Source organism: Chryseobacterium sp. SIMBA_029, assembly GCF_046535275.1.
Lineage (GTDB): Bacteria > Bacteroidota > Bacteroidia > Flavobacteriales > Weeksellaceae > Chryseobacterium.
Genome location: NZ_JAWRXA010000002.1, coordinates 94,465 through 118,023, shown reverse-complemented (window position 1 = coordinate 118,023; position 23,559 = coordinate 94,465). Strand labels below are relative to the sequence as shown.

21 protein-coding genes are annotated in these 23,559 nt (G+C 37.2%); 14 read left to right on the top strand and 7 right to left on the bottom strand.

What is annotated here, in order from left to right:
• The first annotated feature begins 233 nt into the window (after positions 1 to 233).
• The 6 genes from hemA (at position 234) to hemE (ending at position 5,467) form a co-directional block, all read left to right on the top strand.
• Complete coding sequence (gene hemA, locus SB679_RS03795) at positions 234 to 1,508, top strand: glutamyl-tRNA reductase (protein ID WP_410700884.1); 1,275 nt, start codon at positions 234 to 236, stop codon at positions 1,506 to 1,508.
• Complete coding sequence (gene hemC / locus SB679_RS03790; RefSeq protein ID WP_410700883.1) at positions 1,495 to 2,403, top strand: hydroxymethylbilane synthase; 909 nt, start codon at positions 1,495 to 1,497, stop codon at positions 2,401 to 2,403. The genes hemA and hemC overlap by 14 nt, the downstream gene beginning before the upstream one ends.
• 47 nt (positions 2,404 to 2,450) lie before the next feature.
• Positions 2,451 to 3,032: a DUF1287 domain-containing protein gene (locus SB679_RS03785; protein ID WP_410700882.1), complete on the top strand. Its 582-nt coding sequence runs from the start codon at positions 2,451 to 2,453 to the stop codon at positions 3,030 to 3,032.
• Between the two features lie 9 nt (positions 3,033 to 3,041).
• Positions 3,042 to 3,698 (top strand): N-acetylmuramoyl-L-alanine amidase, encoded by a 657-nt coding sequence (locus SB679_RS03780; RefSeq protein WP_410700881.1) that lies wholly within the window; start codon positions 3,042 to 3,044, stop codon positions 3,696 to 3,698.
• Positions 3,698 to 4,369, top strand: coding sequence for a uroporphyrinogen-III synthase (locus SB679_RS03775; RefSeq protein ID WP_410700880.1), 672 nt, complete (start codon positions 3,698 to 3,700; stop codon positions 4,367 to 4,369). The genes SB679_RS03780 and SB679_RS03775 overlap by 1 nt, the downstream gene beginning before the upstream one ends.
• 66 nt (positions 4,370 to 4,435) lie before the next feature.
• A complete protein-coding gene (gene hemE, locus SB679_RS03770; RefSeq protein ID WP_034708735.1) occupies positions 4,436 to 5,467 on the top strand; it encodes a uroporphyrinogen decarboxylase in 1,032 nt (343 codons plus the stop codon).
• A 64-nt stretch (positions 5,468 to 5,531) separates the two neighbouring features.
• Here hemE and SB679_RS03765 read toward each other — a convergent pair whose 3' ends face one another.
• Positions 5,532 to 6,164, bottom strand: a complete 633-nt coding sequence (locus SB679_RS03765) for a nitroreductase family protein (RefSeq protein WP_034708737.1) — start codon at positions 6,162 to 6,164, stop codon at positions 5,532 to 5,534.
• 214 nt (positions 6,165 to 6,378) lie between these two features.
• Here SB679_RS03765 and SB679_RS03760 point away from each other — a divergent pair, with 214 nt between their 5' ends.
• Positions 6,379 to 6,504, top strand: a complete 126-nt coding sequence (locus tag SB679_RS03760; RefSeq protein ID WP_410700879.1) for a GNAT family acetyltransferase — start codon at positions 6,379 to 6,381, stop codon at positions 6,502 to 6,504.
• A 39-nt stretch (positions 6,505 to 6,543) separates the two neighbouring features.
• On the opposite strand, the gene SB679_RS03755 is transcribed toward SB679_RS03760, so the two are convergent.
• From SB679_RS03755 to SB679_RS03735, 5 genes are all read right to left on the bottom strand, one after another.
• Positions 6,544 to 7,764, bottom strand: coding sequence for an aminotransferase class V-fold PLP-dependent enzyme (locus SB679_RS03755; RefSeq protein WP_410700878.1), 1,221 nt, complete (start codon positions 7,762 to 7,764; stop codon positions 6,544 to 6,546).
• 220 nt (positions 7,765 to 7,984) lie between these two features.
• A complete protein-coding gene (locus SB679_RS03750) occupies positions 7,985 to 8,623 on the bottom strand; it encodes a 50S ribosomal protein L25/general stress protein Ctc (protein WP_410700877.1) in 639 nt (212 codons plus the stop codon).
• 55 nt (positions 8,624 to 8,678) lie between these two features.
• On the bottom strand, positions 8,679 to 9,617 hold the full coding sequence (locus SB679_RS03745; RefSeq protein ID WP_410700876.1) for a ribose-phosphate pyrophosphokinase: 939 nt from the start codon (positions 9,615 to 9,617) through the stop codon (positions 8,679 to 8,681).
• A gap of 84 nt (positions 9,618 to 9,701) precedes the next feature.
• Positions 9,702 to 11,261: a G-D-S-L family lipolytic protein gene (locus SB679_RS03740; RefSeq protein ID WP_410700875.1), complete on the bottom strand. Its 1,560-nt coding sequence runs from the start codon at positions 11,259 to 11,261 to the stop codon at positions 9,702 to 9,704.
• A 10-nt stretch (positions 11,262 to 11,271) separates the two neighbouring features.
• On the bottom strand, positions 11,272 to 12,510 hold the full coding sequence (locus tag SB679_RS03735) for an OmpP1/FadL family transporter (protein ID WP_410700874.1): 1,239 nt from the start codon (positions 12,508 to 12,510) through the stop codon (positions 11,272 to 11,274).
• Positions 12,511 to 12,789: 279 nt separating this feature from the next.
• On the opposite strand from SB679_RS03735, the gene SB679_RS03730 reads away from it, so the two are divergent.
• From SB679_RS03730 to SB679_RS03705, 6 genes are all read left to right on the top strand, one after another.
• Positions 12,790 to 14,181: a stage 0 sporulation family protein gene (locus SB679_RS03730; protein ID WP_410700873.1), complete on the top strand. Its 1,392-nt coding sequence runs from the start codon at positions 12,790 to 12,792 to the stop codon at positions 14,179 to 14,181.
• Complete coding sequence (locus SB679_RS03725; RefSeq protein ID WP_034709799.1) at positions 14,174 to 14,638, top strand: gliding motility lipoprotein GldH; 465 nt, start codon at positions 14,174 to 14,176, stop codon at positions 14,636 to 14,638. The genes SB679_RS03730 and SB679_RS03725 overlap by 8 nt, the downstream gene beginning before the upstream one ends.
• A gap of 6 nt (positions 14,639 to 14,644) precedes the next feature.
• Positions 14,645 to 17,023, top strand: a complete 2,379-nt coding sequence (locus tag SB679_RS03720) for a transglycosylase domain-containing protein (RefSeq protein WP_410700872.1) — start codon at positions 14,645 to 14,647, stop codon at positions 17,021 to 17,023.
• A gap of 75 nt (positions 17,024 to 17,098) precedes the next feature.
• Positions 17,099 to 18,640: a protein adenylyltransferase SelO gene (locus tag SB679_RS03715; RefSeq protein WP_410700871.1), complete on the top strand. Its 1,542-nt coding sequence runs from the start codon at positions 17,099 to 17,101 to the stop codon at positions 18,638 to 18,640.
• A gap of 87 nt (positions 18,641 to 18,727) precedes the next feature.
• Positions 18,728 to 20,059 carry a T9SS type A sorting domain-containing protein gene (locus tag SB679_RS03710; protein ID WP_410700870.1) on the top strand — a complete coding sequence of 444 codons (1,332 nt, stop codon included), beginning with the start codon at positions 18,728 to 18,730 and terminating at the stop codon, positions 20,057 to 20,059.
• Positions 20,060 to 20,130: 71 nt separating this feature from the next.
• Complete coding sequence (locus SB679_RS03705) at positions 20,131 to 21,408, top strand: DUF6080 domain-containing protein (protein ID WP_410700869.1); 1,278 nt, start codon at positions 20,131 to 20,133, stop codon at positions 21,406 to 21,408.
• 47 nt (positions 21,409 to 21,455) lie between these two features.
• Here SB679_RS03705 and SB679_RS03700 read toward each other — a convergent pair whose 3' ends face one another.
• A complete protein-coding gene (locus SB679_RS03700; protein ID WP_410700868.1) occupies positions 21,456 to 22,004 on the bottom strand; it encodes an SPOR domain-containing protein in 549 nt (182 codons plus the stop codon).
• 185 nt (positions 22,005 to 22,189) lie between these two features.
• Here SB679_RS03700 and SB679_RS03695 point away from each other — a divergent pair, with 185 nt between their 5' ends.
• Complete coding sequence (locus SB679_RS03695) at positions 22,190 to 23,545, top strand: c-type cytochrome (RefSeq protein WP_410700867.1); 1,356 nt, start codon at positions 22,190 to 22,192, stop codon at positions 23,543 to 23,545.
• The last annotated feature ends 14 nt before the right edge of the window (positions 23,546 to 23,559 follow it).

Here is a 23,559-nt window from a genome sequence, read left to right as displayed (position 1 = left end):
TCTGATTTTAAGTTTACAAAGATATAAATTAAACCCCACTAAAGAAATTTCATAAGCATATAATTTGGTTAAAATTTTATTAAAATTCAAAAATATTTACTAAGTTTTGGTTTAATTAATTACAGACTCCACTTAAACCAGTTTCCAAGACCATTCTTATAGTTTTTCACGATAATTATCATATACATTATCTGAAAATGTTTAATTAAAAAAAACGTAAATTTGCCCCGCTTATGTTACAGTATTCCCCCATACATCAAACGTCAAATTTTGCCGTACTTTCTATAAGCTATGAAAAAGCAGATGGAGAAACACGAGGGAAATTTGCGTTTTTTGATGAAAATATTAAAAATTTTGTCACCCAAATTCATGACGAGAATCTAGGGGATGCTTTTGTGGTTTCTACCTGCAACAGGACAGAGATCTATACGACTTCGCCCAATTATCTTCTGGTAGCCGAAGAATACTGCAAAACAATCGGAGTTAACATCACTGATTTCCTACAGTTTGCCAATATCCTTACCAAAGAAGAAGCCCTTACCCATTTATTCAGAGTAGCCGCCGGCCTTGAAAGCCAGATTATCGGGGATTTTGAAATTATCGGGCAGATCAAAAAAGCATACAGCCGTTTTAAAAAAGAAAGACAAAATTCCAATCCATATCTGGAAAGAGCTATTAATTCTGCGATACAGATTTCGAAAAGAATTAAAAATGAAACCGGAATCTCCAATGGAGCTGCATCCGTATCCTATGCAGCAGTTCATTATATTTTAAACAATCAAAAAAGAATAACCGAGAAAAACATCCTTCTTTTGGGGGTGGGAGAAATCGGGCAGAATACTGTTGAAAATCTGGTAAAGCATGTTTATCAGCCTAAAATAAAAATCGCCAACAGAACCCAGGAAAAAGCAGAGAAGATTTCTCAGAAATATAATATTCCTCATGTTGACTATTGTGATTTTGACGAGGAACTGAAAAAAACAGATATCCTTATCGTGGCAACGGGAGCAAAACAACCTATTATCAATGCAAGTCATTTTCCAAATGGCAAAGAAACATTGGTGATCGATCTTTCTATTCCGCACAATGTAGAAAAAAACGTCACCAACAATGAGAATGTAACTCTCATTGATGTGGATGAACTTTCTAAACAGATCCAGCAAACCATCCAGCAGAGAGAAAAAGAAATTCCAAAGGCAGAAAAGATCATCAAGGAAATGACCAAAGATTTTCTTGAATGGGAGAAAAAGAGAAAACTGGCTCCCAACATCCACCATTTTAAAGCGTCTTTAAAAAATATGGAGCGCAACGAAATGCATAACTTCTACCGAAAAAACAAGTACATCAATATCAACGACATGGAGCTTTCTGAAAAAATGATTCAGAAAATCACCAATCGTTTTGCAAAATATATCATCGATAATCCTTTGAAAGCCGAAGAAATTAGTAAATTAATGCACGAAATATTAGTTGAACAACCAAACAACGAATTCAATGAAAAGCATTAGAATCGGAACAAGAAATTCCGCACTTGCACTTTGGCAGGCAAGAGAGGTTGCCAGGCACCTTCAAAACAGCAATTATATTACAGAGATTGTTCCTATCGTTTCTTCAGGCGATAAAAATCTCAATCAACCCCTTTATTCTTTAGGAATTACAGGTGTCTTCACAAGAGACCTTGATACTGCCCTATTGAATGATGAAATTGATATTGCAGTACATTCTCTGAAAGATGTTCCTACCAAGCTCCCAGAAAATATTGAGCTGATCGCTTATCTGGAAAGAGATTATCCACAAGACGTCCTGATCCGTAAAGAAGCATCCAAAACTAAAGAATTCCATGAACTGAAACTTGCAACAAGCAGTTTAAGAAGACGCGCTTTCTGGTTAAAATATTATCCGGAAGCTGTTTTTTCAGACATCCGTGGAAATATCCAGACACGTCTTCAGAAACTGGAAGATCAGGATTTTGATGCTACTATTTTATCATTAGCGGGAATCAAAAGAATGAAGATGGATACTGAATATGAGATGATGCCTTTTATGATTCCAGCTCCTTCTCAAGGTGTTGTCGCGGTTGCAGGCCATTCTGACAAAAAGGAAATCAATGAAATCTTACGCACCATCAATCATAAAGAGACACAGATCTGTGTAGAGATCGAAAGAAACTTCCTGAGCACCCTGGAAGGCGGATGTACCGCCCCTATCGGAGCTTTTGCAGAGATCATCGAAAACCAGATCCGCTTTAAAGCAGCCCTTTGCTCCTTGGATGGTAAAAACTGTATTTCTACCGACGAAAATTTTGAGTACAACGAAACCGAGAACTTTGGTGAAAAGTTTGCCAAGGTCGTTCTCGAAAATGGAGGAAAAGAGCTCATGACTGAAATTAAAGGTTCATTGTAAGAACTTTTAGGCATATTTGTACCTTATCTATATTCAAGTACAAAATAATGAAAAAGTCCCTGATTTTATTAGTATTCGGATTCTGTGTGTTTACTGCAAATGCACAGAATACATTTGCATTTCGGGTATCGGATGCTGCTCTGGGGATTATAGACAAAACAATTGCGTATGATCCTGCGTATTTTATACTTCCCTATCCCAATGGAGATGTTCCTTCAAATAAAGGTGTTTGTACAGACGTTATTATCAGGGCGTACAGAAAAGTAGGCATTGATCTGCAAAAAGAAGTACATGAGGATATGGAGAAAAATTTTTCAAAATATCCAAAAACATGGGGCTTAAAAAAGCCTGATACGAATATTGACCATCGGAGAGTTCCCAATCTTGCCGTCTTTTTTTCAACATTTGGAAAACAAAAATCCATAGAAACCAATCCTGCATTATATGTTCCCGGAGATATTGTTACCTGGATTTTACCTGGAAACTTAACCCATATTGGAATTGTTGTCAATAAAAAATCGGCAGACGGAAAGAGATTTTTGATCGTACACAATATAGGAGCCGGACAAGTGCTGGAAGATATCCTTTTTAAATATACCATTACAGGACATTATCAGTACCCTAAATAAGCTATTTTTATGAAACACTTTATGTATGCTTTATTGGTATTGATCACATGCTGTATAAAAGCTCAGACCAACGAATTTAAAATAATCAGTAAACCTATTGATTATTCTCCTGAAAGAATACGTTTAAGCATAGAGTACCTTAAGGATCATTATAATATTATTCAGAATTCAGCTGTTATTTCGCCTAAAATAATTGTACTGCACTACACTGCCGGCGGAACGGTTGAAACAAATTATAAATACTTCAACAAGACTTACCTGGAGTCTGCCAGAAATGTTCTAAAAAAGCAAAGTGTTTTAAATGTTTCTTCACAGTTTATTGTAGACCGGGACGGTACCATCTACCAGCTGATGGAGCCTAATACATTCGCAAGACACACCATCGGACTCAATTACTGTGCGATTGGTATTGAAAATATAGGAAGTAAAAATCAGCCGCTTACTGAAAAGCAATCTGCATCAAATGCCCAATTAATTCGATATTTAACCAAAAAATACAATATAGAATATCTTATAGGACATTCAGAATATGGTATATTTAGAGGATCTAAACTTTGGAGAGAGACCAACCCGAACTATTTTACCGTTAAAGATGATCCGGGAAAAGATTTTATGAAAAAAGTAAGACTGTTAGTTGCTGATTTACATTTAAAAGAAAAGCCGTAATGAAAATTCTATTTACCAAAACCATAGACACCCATTTATTATCCAAAGAATTAGGATCGGATATTTCGGCTGACTGTATTGAGGTAATTAGAACAAAACCTATACAAATAGATGCTTTTGATTTGAAAAGCCATTCTCTGATTTTTACCAGTGTCAATGGTGTCAGTGCATTTTTTAAAAACCACTTCAAGCCCAACGAAGATTTTACTGCAAAAAATTACAATAAAATCTACTGTGTCGGGGAGAAAACAAAACGTGAACTGAGAAAATACGGTTTCGGAACATTTAAGGTGCTGAAAAATGCCGAAACGCTATCAAGGTTTATTATAGGAAACTGCCAGCACGAACAGTTTTTACACTTCTGCGGCAATCTGGCCCTCGATGTGTTGGATAAAGATCTTCCTCTGCAGAATATCCGGTACAAAAAAATCACTATTTACAAGACTGAAGAAATTCAACCTTCACTACCTGAAAAATATCATGCTGCAGTTTTTTTTAGTCCAAGCGGAGTTCGTAGTTTTGCAAAACTCAACTCTTTAGAAGAAATGAAGATTTTTTCCATTGGCGAAACGACCTCAAATGAACTGAGGAAGCACACCACAGGAAACATTTTCACATCGGAAGAAAATACACTGGCTTCTATTTTTGGGCTGATAAAAAAAGAACTTTGAGCAGCTGCAAGGCTGGCTGTTAAAAATAATGAGTGCCGGGAACGGCCGTATTAGTTTAAATAAATTATGATTAAAAACGACTTATATTTAAAAGCACTCCGCGGAGAAACGGTAGAAAGGCCGCCAGTATGGATGATGAGACAGGCCGGAAGATACCTGCCGGAATTCATTGCACTTCGGGATAAATATGACTTCTTCACAAGATGTCAGACTCCTGAATTGGCATCTGAAATTACTGTACAGCCCATCCGCAGATTTCCTTTAGATGCCGCGATCCTGTTTTCTGATATTTTAGTAGTTCCGCAGGCAATGGGAATTGATTTTAAAATGAAGGAAAATGTGGGCCCATGGCTGGATAACCCGATCAGAACAATGGAACAGGTTCAGAATGTTGTCGTTCCTGATGTGAATGATACTTTAGGATACGTTTTTGATGCTATTGAGCTTACATTAATTAAATTGGATAACGAAATTCCTTTAATTGGTTTTGCCGGGTCTCCATGGACAATTCTCTGCTACTGTATAGAAGGAAAGGGAAGTAAAGCTTTTGATATAGCCAAATCATTCTGCTTCCAACAGCCGGAAGCCGCTCATTTGTTACTTCAAAAAATTACAGATACTACAATTGCCTACCTGAAGAGAAAGGTTGAAAAAGGGGTCTCTGCGGTTCAGGTTTTTGATTCATGGGGAGGAATGTTATCTCCTCAGGATTATCAGGAATTCTCTTGGCAATACATCAATCAGATTGTGGAAGCATTAAGCCCGCTTACTCATGTGGTGGTATTTGGAAAAGGATGCTGGTTTGCGCTGGAAGATATGACGATGTCTAAAGTTTCTGCCTTAGGAGTAGACTGGACCATTACTCCTGAGCTTGCAAGAACATTAACAAATCATACGATGACGCTTCAGGGGAATTTTGACCCGGCAAGGCTTCATTCAACTCCGGAAACGATCAAGAAGATGGTAACCGAAATGATCAACCGTTTTGGAAAAGACAGATACATTGCTAACCTTGGTCATGGAATTTTACCAAACATCCCGGTAGAAAATGCAGAAGCTTTTATTAGAGCTGTCGTGGATTGGAAACCCACTATTTAATCTAAACTAAGTTTTACAATATAAAATCCCGTTCATCTCTGAACGGGATTTGTTTTTTAATATATTAGTTAATTTCTGTAATGAAATTTTCTTTAGACTTTCTTACTTTAGTGAGGTTCACTAACCAATCGGATTCAGAATTCCTGTACCCTAAAGGTAAAAGTAATACACTTTTCAAGCCTTTCTCTTTTAAGTTTAAAATTTTATCTACTTCTTCAGGGGAAAAACCTTCCATTGGTGTTGAATCTACTCCTTCAAACGCAGCTGCAATAATTGCCGCACTAAAAGAAATATAGGCCTGTTTTGCCGCATGAATGAAATTCTCTTCGGCGGATCTCTGAGGGTAGGTAGCTAATAACATTTGTCTGTAATTCTCCCAGCCTTCATTTTTAAAACCTCTGATCTCATTGGTAAGATCAAACATACTGTTGATTCTGTCTTCCGTATAATTATCCCAGGCAGCAAAAACCAAAAGATGGGAACAGTCTGCAATTTGCGGCTGATTCCATGCATGGGGTTTGATCTGCTCTTTTACGTCCTGATTAGTGATCACAATAATCTCAAAAGGCTGAAGCCCGCTGGATGTAGGCGCAAGTCTTGCCGCTTCCAATATTTTATCCACTTTTTCCTGTGGTACTTTTTGACCGTTCATTGCTTTCGTTGCAAATCTCCAGTTCAGTTTTTCTATTAATTCCATAAATTAATTAAATTTAGACCAGACAAAATTACTCCAAGAACCAGGATGATGAGATATAAAATTTCCTATCTCACAGATTGGTAAAGTCTATTATTTACAAACATGCTGCTCCTATTGTAGCATTAAAATCAATAAATCCTCCAAAATTTGGAGGATCTATTAATTATCGGGTGATATTTTAATTATCTTTATGTTAACATTTAAATCATTGAATATGAAAAAATTAGACAAAGAAAAAATGAAGAACATCATAGCCGGCGGAGAAATCTGTCTTGAATGTGCTATTGGATATGTTCAGGTGATTATTGAAGGAAGATGCTACTGCATTCCTCAGGATTAACTTAAAAAGAAAGCAGTTAGTCAACTGCTTTCTGTATTTTTATCCCAACATTTGCTGAGCTTTCTTCACTCCTTCTACAAGCTTGTCAATTTCTTCAAAAGTATTATAAACCGCAAAACTTGCCCGTACTGTACCTGCAATATTAAAGAAATCCATAATCGGCTGCGTACAATGATGCCCTGTTCTTACAGCAATCCCCATTTTATCGAGGATCATCCCAACATCCGAGGAAATACCCGTTCCCTCAAGATTAAAGGAAACTACCCCTGTCCTGTTCGCTTTCTCTCCATAAATCTTGATGTTCTCAATTTCCAGAAGTTGTCTCTGAGCATAATCCAGCAAAGCATTTTCATGTTTCTGAATAGCATCCTGACCTACTTTTCCAATAAAATCTATAGCTGCTCCCAAAGCAATGTTTCCACCTACATTAGGTGTTCCGGCTTCATATTTAAAAGGTAGCCCAGCATAGGTTGTTCCATCAAATGAGCAGGTAGCAATCATCTCTCCTCCTCCATGAAATGGAGGTAGAGCTTCCAAAATGTCCTGTTTTCCGTATAAAATACCCGTTCCCATCGGAGCGTACATTTTATGTCCTGAAAACACAAAGAAATCACAATCCAGCTTTTGCACATCAATGGTAAAATGCGGAGCAGACTGTGCACCGTCAATCACGATATAGGCATCAGAATTCTTTCTTGTTTTAGCAATAATTTCTTCAATAGGGTTTACAATACCTAAAGCATTTGAAACCTGATTTACAGAAACTACTTTTGTTTTTTCGCTTAAAAACTGATCCAGGAAATCCAGCTGAAGAATTCCGTTCTCATCGATTGGAATTACCCTAAGCTTGGCTCCGGTTCTGTCACAAAGCATTTGCCATGGAACAATATTGGAATGATGCTCCAGGTAAGAAATGATTATCTCATCATCTTTTTTAAGCTTCTGGGTCAAAATATAAGCGATGAGGTTTAATCCCTCTGTGGTTCCTTTTGTAAAAATGACTTCAAAGTCATGCTTTGCATTGATGAACCGTTGAACCTTTCTTCTTGAAAGCTCCATTTCTTCGGTCGCCAACTGGCTAAGCGTATGAATACCACGGTGTACGTTGGCATTGATCTCTGTATAATATTGATTCCAAACTTGTAAAACCGAATGCGGTTTTTGGGAGGTTGCTGCATTATCCAGGTAAACCAATGGTTTCCCGTTCACCTGCTGGTCTAATATAGAAAACTGACTTCTTATTTGTTGGATGTCAAACATTTATTAAATTTTTAAATTAAAAAGCTCTTATTTAGAACACTTCAAATTTACGTCTTTTTTTTCGAAAGGATGAATTTGCTTGAATACGGATGCTGATCAGTTGATAGAAATATTCAATAAAAGAGATTGAAGGTTTTAGATTTGGGAATTTATTTTTTTGCCCATAAAAAAACCTGCCAAAAAATTGACAGGTTTAATAGTATTGTTGAGTAAGCAATTCTTATTCAGCTGCAGTTTCTTCTGCCGGAGCTGTTCCTTCAGCTTCTACAGTTTCTTCTTCATCATCGTCATCTGCTACTGCACCTCCTTTCATTGCATTTCTAGACATCTTAACAGCTACAACAACTGCATTGTCTGGGTGTACGAATGAAAAGCCATTAGCTTTGATACCTCCAACATAAAGTTTGTTACCAATTTTAAGCGGAGTAACATCTACAACGATCTCATCAGGTAAATTAGCAGGGATTGCTCTTACTTTTAACTTTCTGAAAGACTGACGTAAAACACCACCAGCTACAACACCTTTAGAACGACCTGTAAGTCTTACAGGAACCTCCATAACAACTGGCTTATCAGCAGATAACTGATAGAAGTCAGCATGAAGAATTTTGTCTGTAATTGGGTGAAACTGAATATCTTGAAGAACAGCCGCGATTGTCTGGCCGTCAATTTCAATAGATACCGTGTGTGCTTCAGGAGTATATACCAAACCTTTAAAAGCTTTCTCTGTAGCAGAGAAGTTTAATGGTTCTGTACCTCCATAAACAACACAAGGGACTAATTCAGCATCACGTAAAGCTTTTGTCGACTTTTTGCCCACGCTTTCTCTTTTTGCACCTTGAATTGTAATAGATTTCATTTATAAAAATTTAAAAAATTGTTTTAATAAGTAATCGCTAGACTCTGATAATCAATTAAATAACAAACTTACTGCTAATTGATTGATGCTCATGAACCATCTTCATAACGTCCGCAAATAATGGGGCGCAAGATAGCACTTTTATTTTAGTTGACAAATTATTTTTAACAGGAATTGAGTCAGTTACAATTACTTCCAGCAATTTCGAGTTTTCAATATTATCATAAGCTTTACCAGAAAGTACCCCATGAGTAGCCATCGCTCTTACTGATTTTGCTCCCTTGTCCATCAAGATGTCCGCAGCTTTACAAAGTGTTCCTGCAGTATCGATCATGTCATCAATAAGGATTACGTTTTTTCCTTCCACATCCCCGATAAGGAACATCTCTTCCACCACATTAGCTTTCTTTCTTTCTTTGTAAGCAATTACTACATCAGCACCAAGGTGACCTGCATAGTTTTTTGCTCTTTTTGCTCCTCCCATGTCCGGGGAAGCAATCGTAAGACTGTCTAAGTTCAGCGCTCTAATGTAGTCTACGAAAATACTGGATGCATACAAATGATCTACCGGAATTTCAAAGAATCCCTGGATTTGGTCTGCGTGCAGATCCATGGTCATGATTCTTGTTGCTCCAGCAGCAGTTAAAAGGTTTGCGACCAATTTTGCACCAATTGGCGCTCTTGGTTTGTCTTTTCTGTCTTGTCTTGCAAGTCCAAAATACGGAAGTACAACAGTAATGCTTTTCGCAGAAGCTCTTTTTGCAGCATCAATCATAAGAAGAAGTTCTAAAAGATTGTCTGCTGGTGGGAACGTAGATCCAATTAGGAACACTCTACCTCCTCTTACAGATTCGTCTAAAACAGGTTCAAATTCCCCGTCACTAAACTCCTGAAAGTTGATTTTCCCTAGTTCCTGCCCATAATGCTGGGCAATTTTTTCTGCCAAGTCCTTACTAGTCCTTGTTGAAAATAGATAACTTAACTGATCGGCCATTTTTACTTTTTAAAGATTTGCAAATTTAAAAAAAAACCACAAGAAACGCTCTTGTGGTTTTTAACTTTTTATTTATCTGTCATATTAAGGGAACTTTACTCCCGAATAACCATTAGGATTTACCTGTGGTAGCGTAGATTTATATTTACCATTAATAGATTTAATAAATTCATTGGCAACGATAGCATATCCTCTACCTGTAAGGTGTACTCCATCCAGGGAGAATGCTCCTCCTGTAACAAATTTAGCCGTGTATTTTACCCCGTCAAATGAAATACCTGACTGACCATTTAAATCAACCATTTTAGCATTGGCATCTACAAAGGCTAATCCATAAGTATCAGCAAGTGATCTTATAGAGCCATTATAGGCATCTATTGCTGTTTTTACGTAAGCCGCTTCTGTTTTTGTTAAAACATGTTGGTTTTGTAATGGATAAGAAACACCGTACACATTTACCGGCGCTGGTGCACCAGGTGCAGTAGTTCCAATCACAGAACTTGAAGTAAGAAGAATATAATCTTCCTTAGTTGACTGTCTTGCCTGTCCAAAGATCTGCCCAAAAGCTGTAGCTGTCGGTAATCCCAGAGATGGCGTTAACGCTGCAGTAAGCTGAGCTGATAAATCCGTAAGAGATACATCTTTAATTAAAACAGGGTTTGAAGTAGTAGCAGAAAGCAGATTAATTCTATCTCCTGCACCAAAAGCGGTAAGCGCTTGTTTTAAAGGACCATATAAACTTGCGTTAAGGGTTGCTAAATTAGCTCCCAAAGTCGTAGGCGTCAAAGGATTGTAAGGAACTGTCGTAAAATAAGGAACCGAAGTAACGTAAGGGATATTTGCAATAACTCCTTTTGTTGTTCCTACACTTTTAAGACCATCCAGAACTCCTTTAATAGAAGCTGCCACTACATTCGGATCTGAAATATCATTTGATTTATATGTGGCAGGATTTGTGTTTCCTGTCTGAACCGTAGCTGTAGTATACGTGGTAACTCCTCCTACTGTCTGAGAGTTTGTTCCTCCATTGGTAGCATACAATAAAACATCATTATTTCCAATCCAAAGAGAGAAGAATGTAGGCTTCTGAGCCATTGCATCTGCCAAAACACTGGTAGTAGCAGAAGAAGCAAACCTCACAAAGTAAGGATTAGCAGTTCCTGTCAAAAGACCAGCCTGGCTACCATATCCATTTGCTACCAAATGATATGATTTCGCACCCGGCACTCCCATATTCTGATAAGGGGCACCAGCAGATACATTATCCAATGCAGCAGCAGGAGCACTTGGAACCGGAGATACAGATCCGTTAACCAATTGAAGTGTTAGTTTTCCAGAAAACCCAGGAAGATTGTTAAATCCTCCCACATCATTAGGCATTAAAGGCTGCTTAAAAGCTCCACCTCCTGCCAGGCTCATTTGCATAGCAATCATGCTTGGATAAGATTCATTTTGTCCGCTGCTGTAAAGCGCTCCATCTCTATACCCTGAAGTCAGTGAGTTTCCTAAAGCAATATATTTAGAGAAATCTGCGTCTCCTTTCGTTACTGCGATATCTTTCACATCAGTATCGAAATCATTTTTACAACCTGTTGTTAAAAGAAGTGCGGAGACGGCAAATGTTGATATTATAATTTTTTTCATAGTCTTTCAATTAAAAGGGATTATAGGATAAACCTAGACCAAAATAGAACGCTGTGGCCTTAGCCTGTCCATAAAAACCAAGGTAATCATTCTCTACATCTCTGGATTGAGGCATCGCGTAACCGCCTGCAATATCAACCCCGAATTGTTTAAACTTGAACCCTACTCCTCCTGTTACTACATACGTATTAAAAGAAGGTGTTTCAGCAATAAAGTTTTTATTAGAATAAGGTGCTTCATCATAGTAAGCTCCCAAACGTCCAAAAATCATATCACTGAACGCATATTGTGTTCCTAATCTGAATGTTTTTGAGTTTCTGAAGTTTTTAGGAGCAACAAGAATAGTAGGATCTGCCTGGTTTCCAACAGGAGCTGTTGCAAAATCCAACGTCAGCTTGCTGTATCTTTCCCAGCCATGATAATTGAAATCCGCTGAAACTAACCATTTTGGAGTCACTTTATAGGTTAATCCAACCGTATATTCTTCTACTAACGGAAGTGTTGCTGTAAATTTGTCTTGACCCGTTGATGCATTTAATCCTAATAATGTGTAAATAGACTGTGATGGGAAATTGAATGTTGCAACCCCATTTTTAGCCTTCATATCTACAGGAGAACGGTAAGCTATACTTACATCAAGCTTGGGATCCGGTCTGAAATAGAAACCAAAACCATAACCGCTACCAGTGGCTTTATTATCTTTAAGGTTAAGCTCTCCTCCAAACTGAGTAACCGCTTTATCCCAATTTACTTGCCCTCTGGCGTAGATATAACTTGCACCAAATGATATCCATGGTGCCAGCTTTACAGAAACCATCGGCTGAAAATAGAAACTTTTTAATTCCAGTTTTTGAACCATTTCTTTTCCCTCCCAATTGCTTGGATATTCAATGGTACTTCCGAAAGGTGTTGAAAAACTAAAACCAACTGACAAGTTCTCTATCGGTCTGTATGCAATTGCTGCATAAAGAGGCGTTCCAATAGGGTTATCCGTTGATGTACTCTGTAAAGTATTCAAGTTCTGAAAAGTAACTTTGTTACTTGCGCCGAATCCTCCTGCTACGACACTCAGTTTGGAAGGAATGAATGACATACCCGCTGGGTTAAAGAACGCCACACTTGCATCTTCGGCATGAGCACTAGTATGCGCCATTGCCAATTGTTTTACCCCCTGCAGAGAAACCCTGAAGCCACCTGCGTAAGATAGAACACCCGCCAATAAAGCAGTTGATACTAATATTTTTTTCATAGACTGTTATTATATAATCCAAATATAAAATTATTTTGAATACACCTGTTAATAAATCTTAATATTTTAAACAATATGCTAAAAGAAAATTATGTTTAAAATAGTACTTTAAGAATATTTCACTATAATCAGTTAGTTTTTAGACATTTAATAACCAATAAGATGCTTAAGAGATTTATTGTTTAATGTTAAACATTGATGTTATTGAATATTTGAGTATTTTAGAATTGCATAAAGATAAAATTACATAAATTTGCAAGATTATAAATAATAAATTATATGAGTTGTGGATGCAAAACATCCGGCGATTCTGCACATTCTTGCGGACCCAAGAAAACCGCGAATGGCTGTGAAAGTGTAAATACCTGTGGTAATAGTTATAAATTAAGTGTTTTTGACTGGCTTTCTGACGTTAATAATCCCGCCCAGAATAGGTGTGATTTAGTGGAAGTTAGATTCAAAAATGATAGAAAGTCATTTTATAAAAATGTAAATAATATCCCTTTACATATAGGTAGTATAGTAACAGTAGAATCTAGCCCGGGACACGATGTAGGCGTAGTAAGCCTCACCGGAGAATTAGTAAAGATTCAGATGAAAAAGAAAAAATTTCCTGAAGAATCTATTCTAAAGATATACAGACAGGCCAATCAAAAAGATCTTGAAGTTTGGCAGGAAGCAAGAAAAAAAGAAGACAGCGTAAAGATAGAGGCAAGAAAAATTGCCCAAAGAATCGGTCTTGAAATGAAAGTTACTGATGTTGAATATCAAGGTGATGCCTCAAAAGTCACTTTTTATTACACAGCAGACAACCGTATCGACTTCAGACAGCTGATCAAAGATTATGCAGGTGCTTTCAGAACTAAAATCGACATGAAACAGATCGGTTTCAGACAGGAAGCTGCAAAAGTAGGCGGAATAGGATCTTGTGGAAGAGAACTGTGCTGTTCTACCTGGCTTACCGATTTCAGATCGGTAAACACCAATGTGGCCAGATATCAGCAATTGAGTATCAATCCTCAAAAACTAGCCGGACAATGTGGAAAGCTTAAATGCTGTCTTAATTATGAACTAGACAGTTATCTTGATACATTAAGCAATTTCCCTTCTTCTTCTACAACGTTAGACACTGAAAAAGGAAGGGCATTCTGTATCAAAATAGACGTTTTCAAAAGAAAAATGTGGTTTGCATACATCGACAACTCTGTTGCATGGTATGATTTTGACATTGAATTGGTTAAAAAGCTAATCGCAAAAAACAAAAGAGGTGAAAAATCTCTTCCGTTGGAAGATTTGAAGCAGCCTGATACCCCGTTCCAAAGTATTGACCTTATTCAGGAGAATAATGTAGACCGTTTTGAAAAGAAGAACAAAGGAAACAGAAATCAAAACAGACCTAACAACGGACAAGGCCAAGGTCAGGGTCAGGGGCAAAAGAGAAACAGAATCGAAAGACCTGAAAAATCTGAACGTCCTGAAAGACCTGAAAAGCCAAATGGTAATGGAAATGCTAATTCCAACAACCAGCCAAGACAGCCAAGACCACAGCAGCAGCCGAAACCTCAGTTGGAAAAGGCAGAAACAAGTCCCGATGCTGAAAAAAAACCTCAAAATCCGGCCAAGAAAAAATTCAAAAAGAAATACCCTCCAAAAAAAGATAATAATGCATAAAATTTTAGGATTTCTTACCCTTATCCTTTTCTTTAGCTGTAATTCTTCGAAAGGAGAAGATATCATCATGAATTCTGTTGATAACAAATGGAATAAGAAAAGTGAACAGAAATTTAATCTTGAAATTTCAGATCCGCAAAATCCTAAAAATATTATATTTGTTGTAAGAAATAACAATAATTACCCTTACAGCAATATAAGATTCATTGTGAATTTCACCAATCTCCAAAACAAGAAAAAAGAAACAGATACCTTGAATTATGTACTGGCAAAGCCAAACGGAGAATGGCTTGGTACAGGTTTTGGTGACACGAAAGAAGCTCTTTTTCAATACAGGCTGAAATATAAATTCCCGGAAAAAGGTAAATATCAAATCGGCTTGATTCAAGCGATGAGAAATGACAACCTTCCAGGGATTGAGGATATCGGAGTAAAAATAGAAACGGCTAAACCGTAACCATAAATGGAAGAAAACAAACAAAATGCAGGAAGCAAAGGAAAAACGTTCCCCCTTCCTCCCAAAAAGAAAAAAGATACCTCATGGAAAAAATGGGTTAGATTTATCTGGATTGGACTCATTGCGGTAGTTTTAGGGATTTCAGGGATTTTCTTTGCAGTCTCTCAAGGCTTTGTAGGAGAAATGCCTGATGTAAAAGAACTTGAAAACCCAGACATTTTTGTTGCTTCTGAGATTATTTCTTCAGACGGTAACATTCTGGGCAAATTTGAAAAGGAAAAAACCCAGCCTATTTTCTATAAAGATCTTCCTCCTTATCTTATTTATGCATTACAGGCTAAAGAAGATGAGCGTTTTAAAGAGCATTCGGGAATTGACCTGCAATCTGTAGCCAGAGCTGTTGCCTACGGAGGTGGACGAGGTGGAGGTTCTACTATTACCCAGCAGCTTGCCAAGCTTCTTTTCACAGGAAATGCATCGCAAAACAAAGTGGAAAGAGCATTCCAGAAACTGAAAGAATGGGTAGTTGCGGTAAGTTTAGAGAAGAGATATACCAAAGAAGAAATCATCACACTTTATTTCAATAAATTTGATTTCCTTTTCAATGCAAACGGTGTTGAAATGGCCTCTAAAATATATTTCAACAAGAAAACATCGGAACTTACTTTACCGGAAGCAGCCACATTTGTAGCAATGCTTGAGAACCCGAGAAAGAACAATCCGTATAGAAATCCTGATAAAGCAAAGGAAAGACGAAATGTGGTTTTAGACCAGATGCAGAAAACAGGATATATTGATCAGGCTACGTATGAAAAGGCTATCAGTACTCCTATCACTGTTGATTTTCATCCTATAAAAAATATCACTGACGGATATTCTGCTTATTATAAATTTTATTTAAGAAAAGAAATCGATAAGTATCTTGATGGTTACGAAAAAGAAACCGGTAAGAAACTTAATCTTTATAAAGATGGTCTAAAAATATATGTTACGCTTGATTCTAAAATGCAGAAGTATGCAGAAGAATCAATTAAGGAGCACTTAACAGACCTTCAAAAAAGATTTGATGCCGAACAAAGAGGCAGAAAAAACAGACCTTTCTATTATCTGAATGATAAACAGATCAGCAGTGTAATGCTTCAGGCCATGAAAAGAACCGGGCGTTATAAACTGTTGAAAGCAGACGGTATGCCGGAAGATTCCATTATGATGGAATTTAAAAAGCCTATCAAAACATCTAGATTTACTTGGGCTGGAGAGGAAGAAGTAGAAATGTCTCCTTGGGATTCTATCAGATACCATAAACAAATCGCACAGGCAGGCTTAATGTCAATGGTTCCCGGAAGTGGGGAAATCAAAGCCTGGGTAGGTGGTATAGACTGGCAGCATTTCCAATATGACCATATTAAGCAAGGTAAAAGACAGGTAGGATCAACTTTCAAACCTTTCGTATATGCTACAGCGATTATGAAATTAGGAATGACTCCTTGTTCAGCAGTATCTAATGCGACCTATGATCATAATGGATGGCATGTTCCAGGAAGAGGAGGAATGCTTACCTTAAAAGATGGTTTAGCCCATTCTCAAAACCCGATTGCAGCAAGACTTATTGAAATGACCGGTGTAGATGCTGTAATTCAAACAGCAAGAGACCTGGGTGTTACAGAAGAAATTCCTAGAAACAATACTATTGCACTAGGTTCATCAGATATTACTATTTACGAAATGCTAGGTGCTTACAGTACTTTTGCCAATTACGGAAACTACAACAAACCAGAAATGGTATGGAGAATTGAAGATGCCAACGGTAGAGTAATTAAAGAAGTAAATGTAGAACCGAAAGAAGTGATGAACCCGCTGTATGCATATACCATGATTGAATTAATGAAAGGTGTTGCACAATACGGAACCGCTTCAGGAGAATTAGGAAGAAGGGGGATTTCAAAAGCAGTAGAAATTGCTGCAAAAACCGGTACCACACAGAACAACTCTGACGGTTGGTTTATGGGAATTACCCCTAAATTAGCTACAGGAGCCTGGGTAGGCTGGGAAGACAGAGCCACCCACTTCTTTGGAACCGGTGAAGGACAGGGTGCGAAAATGGCATTACCAATCTGGGCGATCTTCATGAAGAAAGTTTGGGCTGATAAATCCTTAGGAATTACCCCTGATGATAAATTCATCAAACCTTCAGACTGGAAAGACGGATGTTCAGGCCTAAAAGGTTTAAGTGGCGGATATGGAGATGATGGTGGTCTTCAGACCATTGATGAGATTAAAAACCCAAGACCTTCAGAACCTAACCCTAAAAAGAGTACTGAAAAGAAAGAAGAAAATATCAATGAAAACCTTCACTCAGCAGATGAGGTAGATTTCAATAAATAAATTCTCTTTTAGATATACATAAGACCTTTCATTTATTTGGAAGGTCTTTTCTTTTATAATTAATACCTTTGAAGAATGAATATTGAAAAGATCAGACAGCCTTTTATCAAGATATTTCCAGGAGATTTCTCGGGCAATACTATGCAGAGAAATACTCCGAAAGTCTTATTTACCACTATTAGCCCGGTGGGTTTTACAGGTCAGCAGTTAATTGCTTTTAACGAAGCCCTGTCGGAAGAAATAGGATTGGGAAAATTTGAAGAAAAAAACCTTGATTTCCTTGTGGGAAATCATCTTCCTGAAAACATTCAGACCTATGCAACAGCTTACGCAGGACATCAGTTTGGGAACTGGGCCGGACAGCTGGGAGACGGGAGAGCCATTGTAGCGGGAGAGATCATCAATAACTCTGGAAAAAAAAATGAAATCCAATGGAAGGGTGCAGGAGCAACACCCTACTCCAGGCACGCTGATGGAAGAGCTGTATTAAGATCATCCGTTCGGGAATACCTGATGAGCGAAGCAATGTATCATCTGGGAGTTCCAACCACAAGAGCACTAAGCTTATCTTTTACCGGTGAAAATATTATCCGCGACATCATGTACAATGGAAATCCTCAGGAAGAAAAGGGAGCCGTTGTGGTAAGGACTGCGGAAAGTTTCCTCCGGTTTGGCCACTTTGAATTACTGTCTGCACAAAGAGAATACGACACACTGCAAAAACTTTCCGATTTTACGATTGAAAACTATTTTCCTGAGATTATTTCAGAAGGAGTTGAAAAATACAAAGATTTTTTTAAAAACATCTGCACACGAACAGCTGATTTAATGGTGGAATGGTTCAGAGTAGGATTCGTACACGGAGTGATGAATACCGATAATATGTCTATTCTAGGCTTAACAATAGATTATGGTCCTTACTCAATGATGGATGAATATGAACTCAACTTTACCCCAAACACCACCGACCTGCCTGGAAGAAGATATGCATTCGGAAATCAGGGACAGATTGCCCAATGGAATCTCTGGCAACTCGCCAATGCACTCCACCCTTTAATTAAGGATGAGAAATTTTTAGAGGACACGTTAAACCAGTATGGTACTTATTTCTGGAATGCTCATGATACCATGCTTTGCAAAAAGTTTGGATTTAATGATCTACAGGACAGTGATGAAGATTTCTTCACCAACTGGCAGGCCTTAATGCAGGAACTTCATTTCGATTATACTTTATTTTTTAATCAGCTGGAAAAATTAGAAGCAGAAAGCAATCTACAATCTCTTTTTGAAAATACCTCCTACTCCTTTTTAGATGAAGAAAAATTGAGAAAATTAGAGGACTTCATCAAAAAATATACAGCCAGACTTCATCTAAATACCATTTCAAAAGAGGAATCATTAGCATTAATGAATGCTGCAAATCCAAAATTTACCCTGAGAAACTATCTTCTTTATGAATGTATCGAAGAAATTACTCTTGGAAAAACTGAAATGCTTGATAAACTGATAAAAGCATTAGAGAATCCTTATAAAGAACTCTATCCTGAATTCTCCGTGAAAAGGCCCGGAACATATGATGACACCACGGGATGCTCCATGCTTTCATGCAGCTCGTAATGAGAAATAATTAATAATTTTAAGTTTACAATGAATATTTATCATGGTTTATGTATTTTTTGACTACTTTTAAGAAAAAAAATTACCATGAAAAAAATTCTACTTTCTATCGCTGCATTATTAGTGAGCTCTACTGCTTTTTCTCAATTCTGGAGTACTCAAAATACAGGTTTCGCAACCGCTTCAAGGGGAATAAGCGGAATGGAAGTATATGATGCCAATACTGTTTGGGCGTTTGCTATTGACGGAAACGACACCACAAATAACATTCAAGAATTTACAAAAACCACAAACGGAGGCACAACATGGACTGCAGGAACCATTAATATTGGCAATCCAGCCCTAAGCATCACTAACATTTCCGGTGTAAGCGCAACAACTGCTTGGGTGGGAGCATTTGATCAAACAGACGGGCTTGGTGGTGTATGGAAAACAATAGATGGAGGTGCAACTTGGACTAATCAGCTTTCGTTAACTACCGCAGGTCAATCATGGACTAATTATGTACATTTTTTTGATGCCAATAATGGAGTTGCCGGTGGAGATCCTGAAAGCGGTGAATTTGAGATTTATACAACTTCTAATGGGGGCACAACCTGGACGAGAGTTCCTGCCGCAAATATCCCCAACCCTCTTGCAGGTGAATATGGATACAATAGTGGTTACTATGCTGTTGGTAATAACATGTACTTCTATACTGGAAAAGGAAGAATTTTCAAATCAACAGATAAAGGTCTAAACTGGACAGCTTTGGCTACAAATACCATCATCAGTGATTTTGGAAGTGCTACCATCAATGGAAACATGGCTTGGAGTGATGCTAATACAGGAATGATTTTCAGAAAAACTTTTTCCGGAACAGGATTACCTACAGGACTAACTCTTTATAGAACTACTGACGGTGGAGCCACATGGCCCGCTGTTACCTTTACAGGAATTACCGCAGGCAACAAAATTAATGATGTCACATACGTTCCAGGAACTACCATTTTAATAGCAACAAGTTCAGCAGGAGGATCTTGGAAAAGTACCGACAATGGAACTACATGGACAGCTTTAGATACAGGAGTACAGCATTTGGATGTAAAATGCTTTAATGCAAGCACATGTTATTCAGGAGGCTTTAATACATCAGCTACCGTTGGTGGAATGTTCAAGTCTACTCAAGTACTTGCTACTTCTGAGGTTGCAGGTGTTACCAAACATTTATCGATATACCCTAATCCAACCCAAGGACAAGTTAATATTAAAACTGACAAAAAAGTAAAAACAACTGCTGTTTTAGATTTTTCAGGAAAATCTGTTATGAAAACAGATGCTGCAAAACCAGATATTTCTTCTCTTCCAAAAGGAACTTACCTGATTCAAATTGAATTTACTGACGGTACTTCCACTACGGAAAAAGTAATTAAACAATAATAACATATACAATATTGTAAAACCACCAAATTTGGTGGTTTTTTTATTTTACTTTTGCAAAAATTTGATCCGTGTCTGCTATTAAAATAAAATTCATTCACTTTTTAAGACTCCTCTTTCCCTGCAATTATATTGAATGGGCTGTTTTCTTATTTTTCATAGTTTGTTATGGGATTTTAGGCTCTTATATTGCCCTTCACTACAGAATCATATTCGACAGCAGGATTCCGTGGGATGCCTATTTCAGCTTCGATAATAAAGCGATTGTGATGACTGGTGGCAGCTTTGAACGCCATCCCCTTTCCTATTATTTTTTCAACTGGATAAGAGCCATTGCACTGTTTATTTCAGATGGGAAAATGAACGCCACCTTCAGACTTACCTTAGCATGGTTTAGTAATATAGCAATAAGTTTAAGCTTGGTACAGATATTTAAATATCTAAAAAATATCATCCAATTACCTTTAACAATCACCTTACTGATCATTCTGTTTTTCAGCATTTTTTCTACAAACATCATACTGTCATTTACTCCTGAAAACTTTACATATACCTTATTTTTACTTACTCTATACAACCACTATGCAGCGATAAAAATCCGGAAAGAAGAAAAAACTCCTGCTTCAGCATTGGTATTAGCAGGAATCACTATTGGCGGTCTCACGGTCACCAATATTGTGAAAGTATTTATACCTGTATTATTTGAAAAAAACCTTTTTAAGAATTGGAAAAAGCTGGGGAGCGCAGTACTTAGAGTGTGTATTGCCTGCATATGTTATGTTTTATTGTATCTCAACAGAATTGATTTTAAGTATCAAACTATATTTTCTAAGACCAACCAGCAATATGAGAAATTCTCAAATGTAAAGTCTACCCCTATCTGGGATATGATCTATTCTTTCTTTTTTGGAGGAAACATTTTATTTCCAAGTTTTATCATCAGTGACAAGAATAACATGAAAGGTTTTGCTTATAAAGGACTTTTTATGGACACCTATTCATCATTGGCACCTTATATCTTTGTCGGAATTATATTGATCCTTTTATGTTGGAGTTATTTAAAAAATTTCAAAAATAAGCTGGTTCAGGTTATCGTCATTTCGTTTTTTGTAGATATCCTCATTCATTGTTTTATGAGATTTGGATTACACACTTCCTACATCTATGGAGGACATTTTATTTTTGTGTATCCACTCCTTTTGGGATGGCTTTTTTACGCCTACCGGTCAGCACCAAAAACACTGTCATTTCTAACTCTTACTATAAGTATATTGTTCGTTTATTTACTCATCAATAATATGATAAGAATGTCAGAATTCTTCTGGTTTCTAGATACTTATTACCAATAAAAAAAGGCTGAGAAAATTCTCAGCCTTTTATGTTTTTATCAGGTTATTTACTTTGCTTCTGCACAGAAAATTCTATACTGTACAGGGATCGCAGACTTGAAATATTCTTTTATTTTCGAAATATCTGATGCCGCACTTTGCTTGGTAAAATAGCTTCCCGCTAAAATTTTGTAATTAGGTCTTAGTGACGCGTCAGTTTCAACCTTTAAATTAGGAAATCTCTTTCTGAAATAAGACTTTACTTCATTCGCTTCCTCATTACTTTTCACCGTGGTGATCTGTATTTTGTATCCTAAAATTCTAGGATTCTTTCTACAAATCTCCGCATTAGTGAGTTCCCTGCTCGGAACATAAATTTTAGTGGGCTTGGAAGGAGTATATGGATTGTCAATTGCACTGTCCCGAGTGGAATTATTATTCACCGCCACTCTCGAACATTTGTCTTCAATGCTCTCCAAAGCCGAACTCACTTTGGAGTCCATAGTCATAATAAGCTCGGTTCCGGCAAGTGTATCTTTCTTAACAACCTGCTGTGCTTCAACACTATAAAATCCAAATAATGATACTATCGAAAATATTTTTATGAAATTTCTCATTTAAACTTGTTTCCGCAAATTTATACAAATTAAAAAATTATACCAAACAGAGTTATTTAGAATCAATACAAATTAAACGTAAATGATATTTTCCCCTTTGTATATACCGTTAAATTCCTGTTAAAAATATTATTTTTGCGGGATTGATTGAATGTTCAATATTTTACTAACATAAGATAATTTAAATGATTAGTTGGAGAAAGCATTATAAACAAACGTTGATTGCAATAGGATTATTGCTATCAACCAGTGCTTCAATTTACGGGCAAGACGGCGATCCTAAAAACGGCGAGAAACTTTTCAAAGCGAATTGTACTGCATGTCACGCGCTGGACAAACAAGTAATAGGACCACCTTTGAAAGGGGTTGTAGAACGAGTGAAGACAGAAGGCGGGGTAGACAAAGATTGGCTTCACAAGTGGATCAAAGACAATAAAGCTCTAAGAGCTTCTGGGGATAAATACGCCAATGAGATTTTCGAAAAATTTAATAAGACTGAGATGTTGCAGTTTCCTAATCTTACCGATAAGGACATTGACGACATTTTAGCATTTACAACTAATCCTCCGGCACCGGCACCAGAACCTACGGCAACGACAGCTCCAGCTGGAGAGGCTACAGCTGCACCGGCAGACAAAACCACTACAAGCATTGTGATTATTTCATTAATTGCTATTGCAGGTTTATTAGTTTGGATCTTAATTAAGCTAAGACAATTAGTGAAATTAGGCCAATCTGAAGAATTAGTGGGTCTTAACGAAACACGAGTTCGTTCGTTCAGCGAGATTTATGAAAAATACCATTACATTGGTAAAGGATTGCTTACTATTCTTGCAATTTTAGCTGCTTATGGTGTTTGGAACTGGATCATGTGGATCGGGGTTTACAAAGGGTACAAACCTGAGCAACCTATCTACTTCTCTCACAAAATCCACGCTGGAGAAAACAAAATCGATTGTCAGTTATGTCACTCAAGTGCTAAATACGGTAAAGTATCTGAGATCCCTTCTATGAACGTTTGTATGAACTGTCACAGAACAATCTCTGAATACAACGGTAAATACATTGAGCCAGGAAAAGACAAAGCATTCTATGATGGAGAAATCCAGAAGATTTATGCAGCGACGGGTTGGAATGCTGAAAAACAGCAGTACACAGGTAAAACGCAGCCAGTAGAATGGACAAGAATCCATAACATGCCGGATTTCGTTTACTTTAATCACTCTCAGCACGTAGTAGCAGGAGAACAGGCAATCATCAACTCTTTCAACAAGAAGAATCCAAATAACAAAATTGATGTTGTTTGTAAAGCTTGTCACGGAAAAATTGACACAATGAATGTTGTTCAGATGGCTAATGACTTCACTATGGGATGGTGTATCGAGTGTCATAGAACTACAGAAGTTGATATGAACAACGGTTATAATAAAGAATACTTCAAAAATCTACATGAAAAGTTGAAAAAACAATATCCTAAGGATGGCGGTAAGATCACTGTAGATGCGATTGGAGGTCTTGAGTGTGGTAAATGTCATTATTAATAACTAAAAATTAG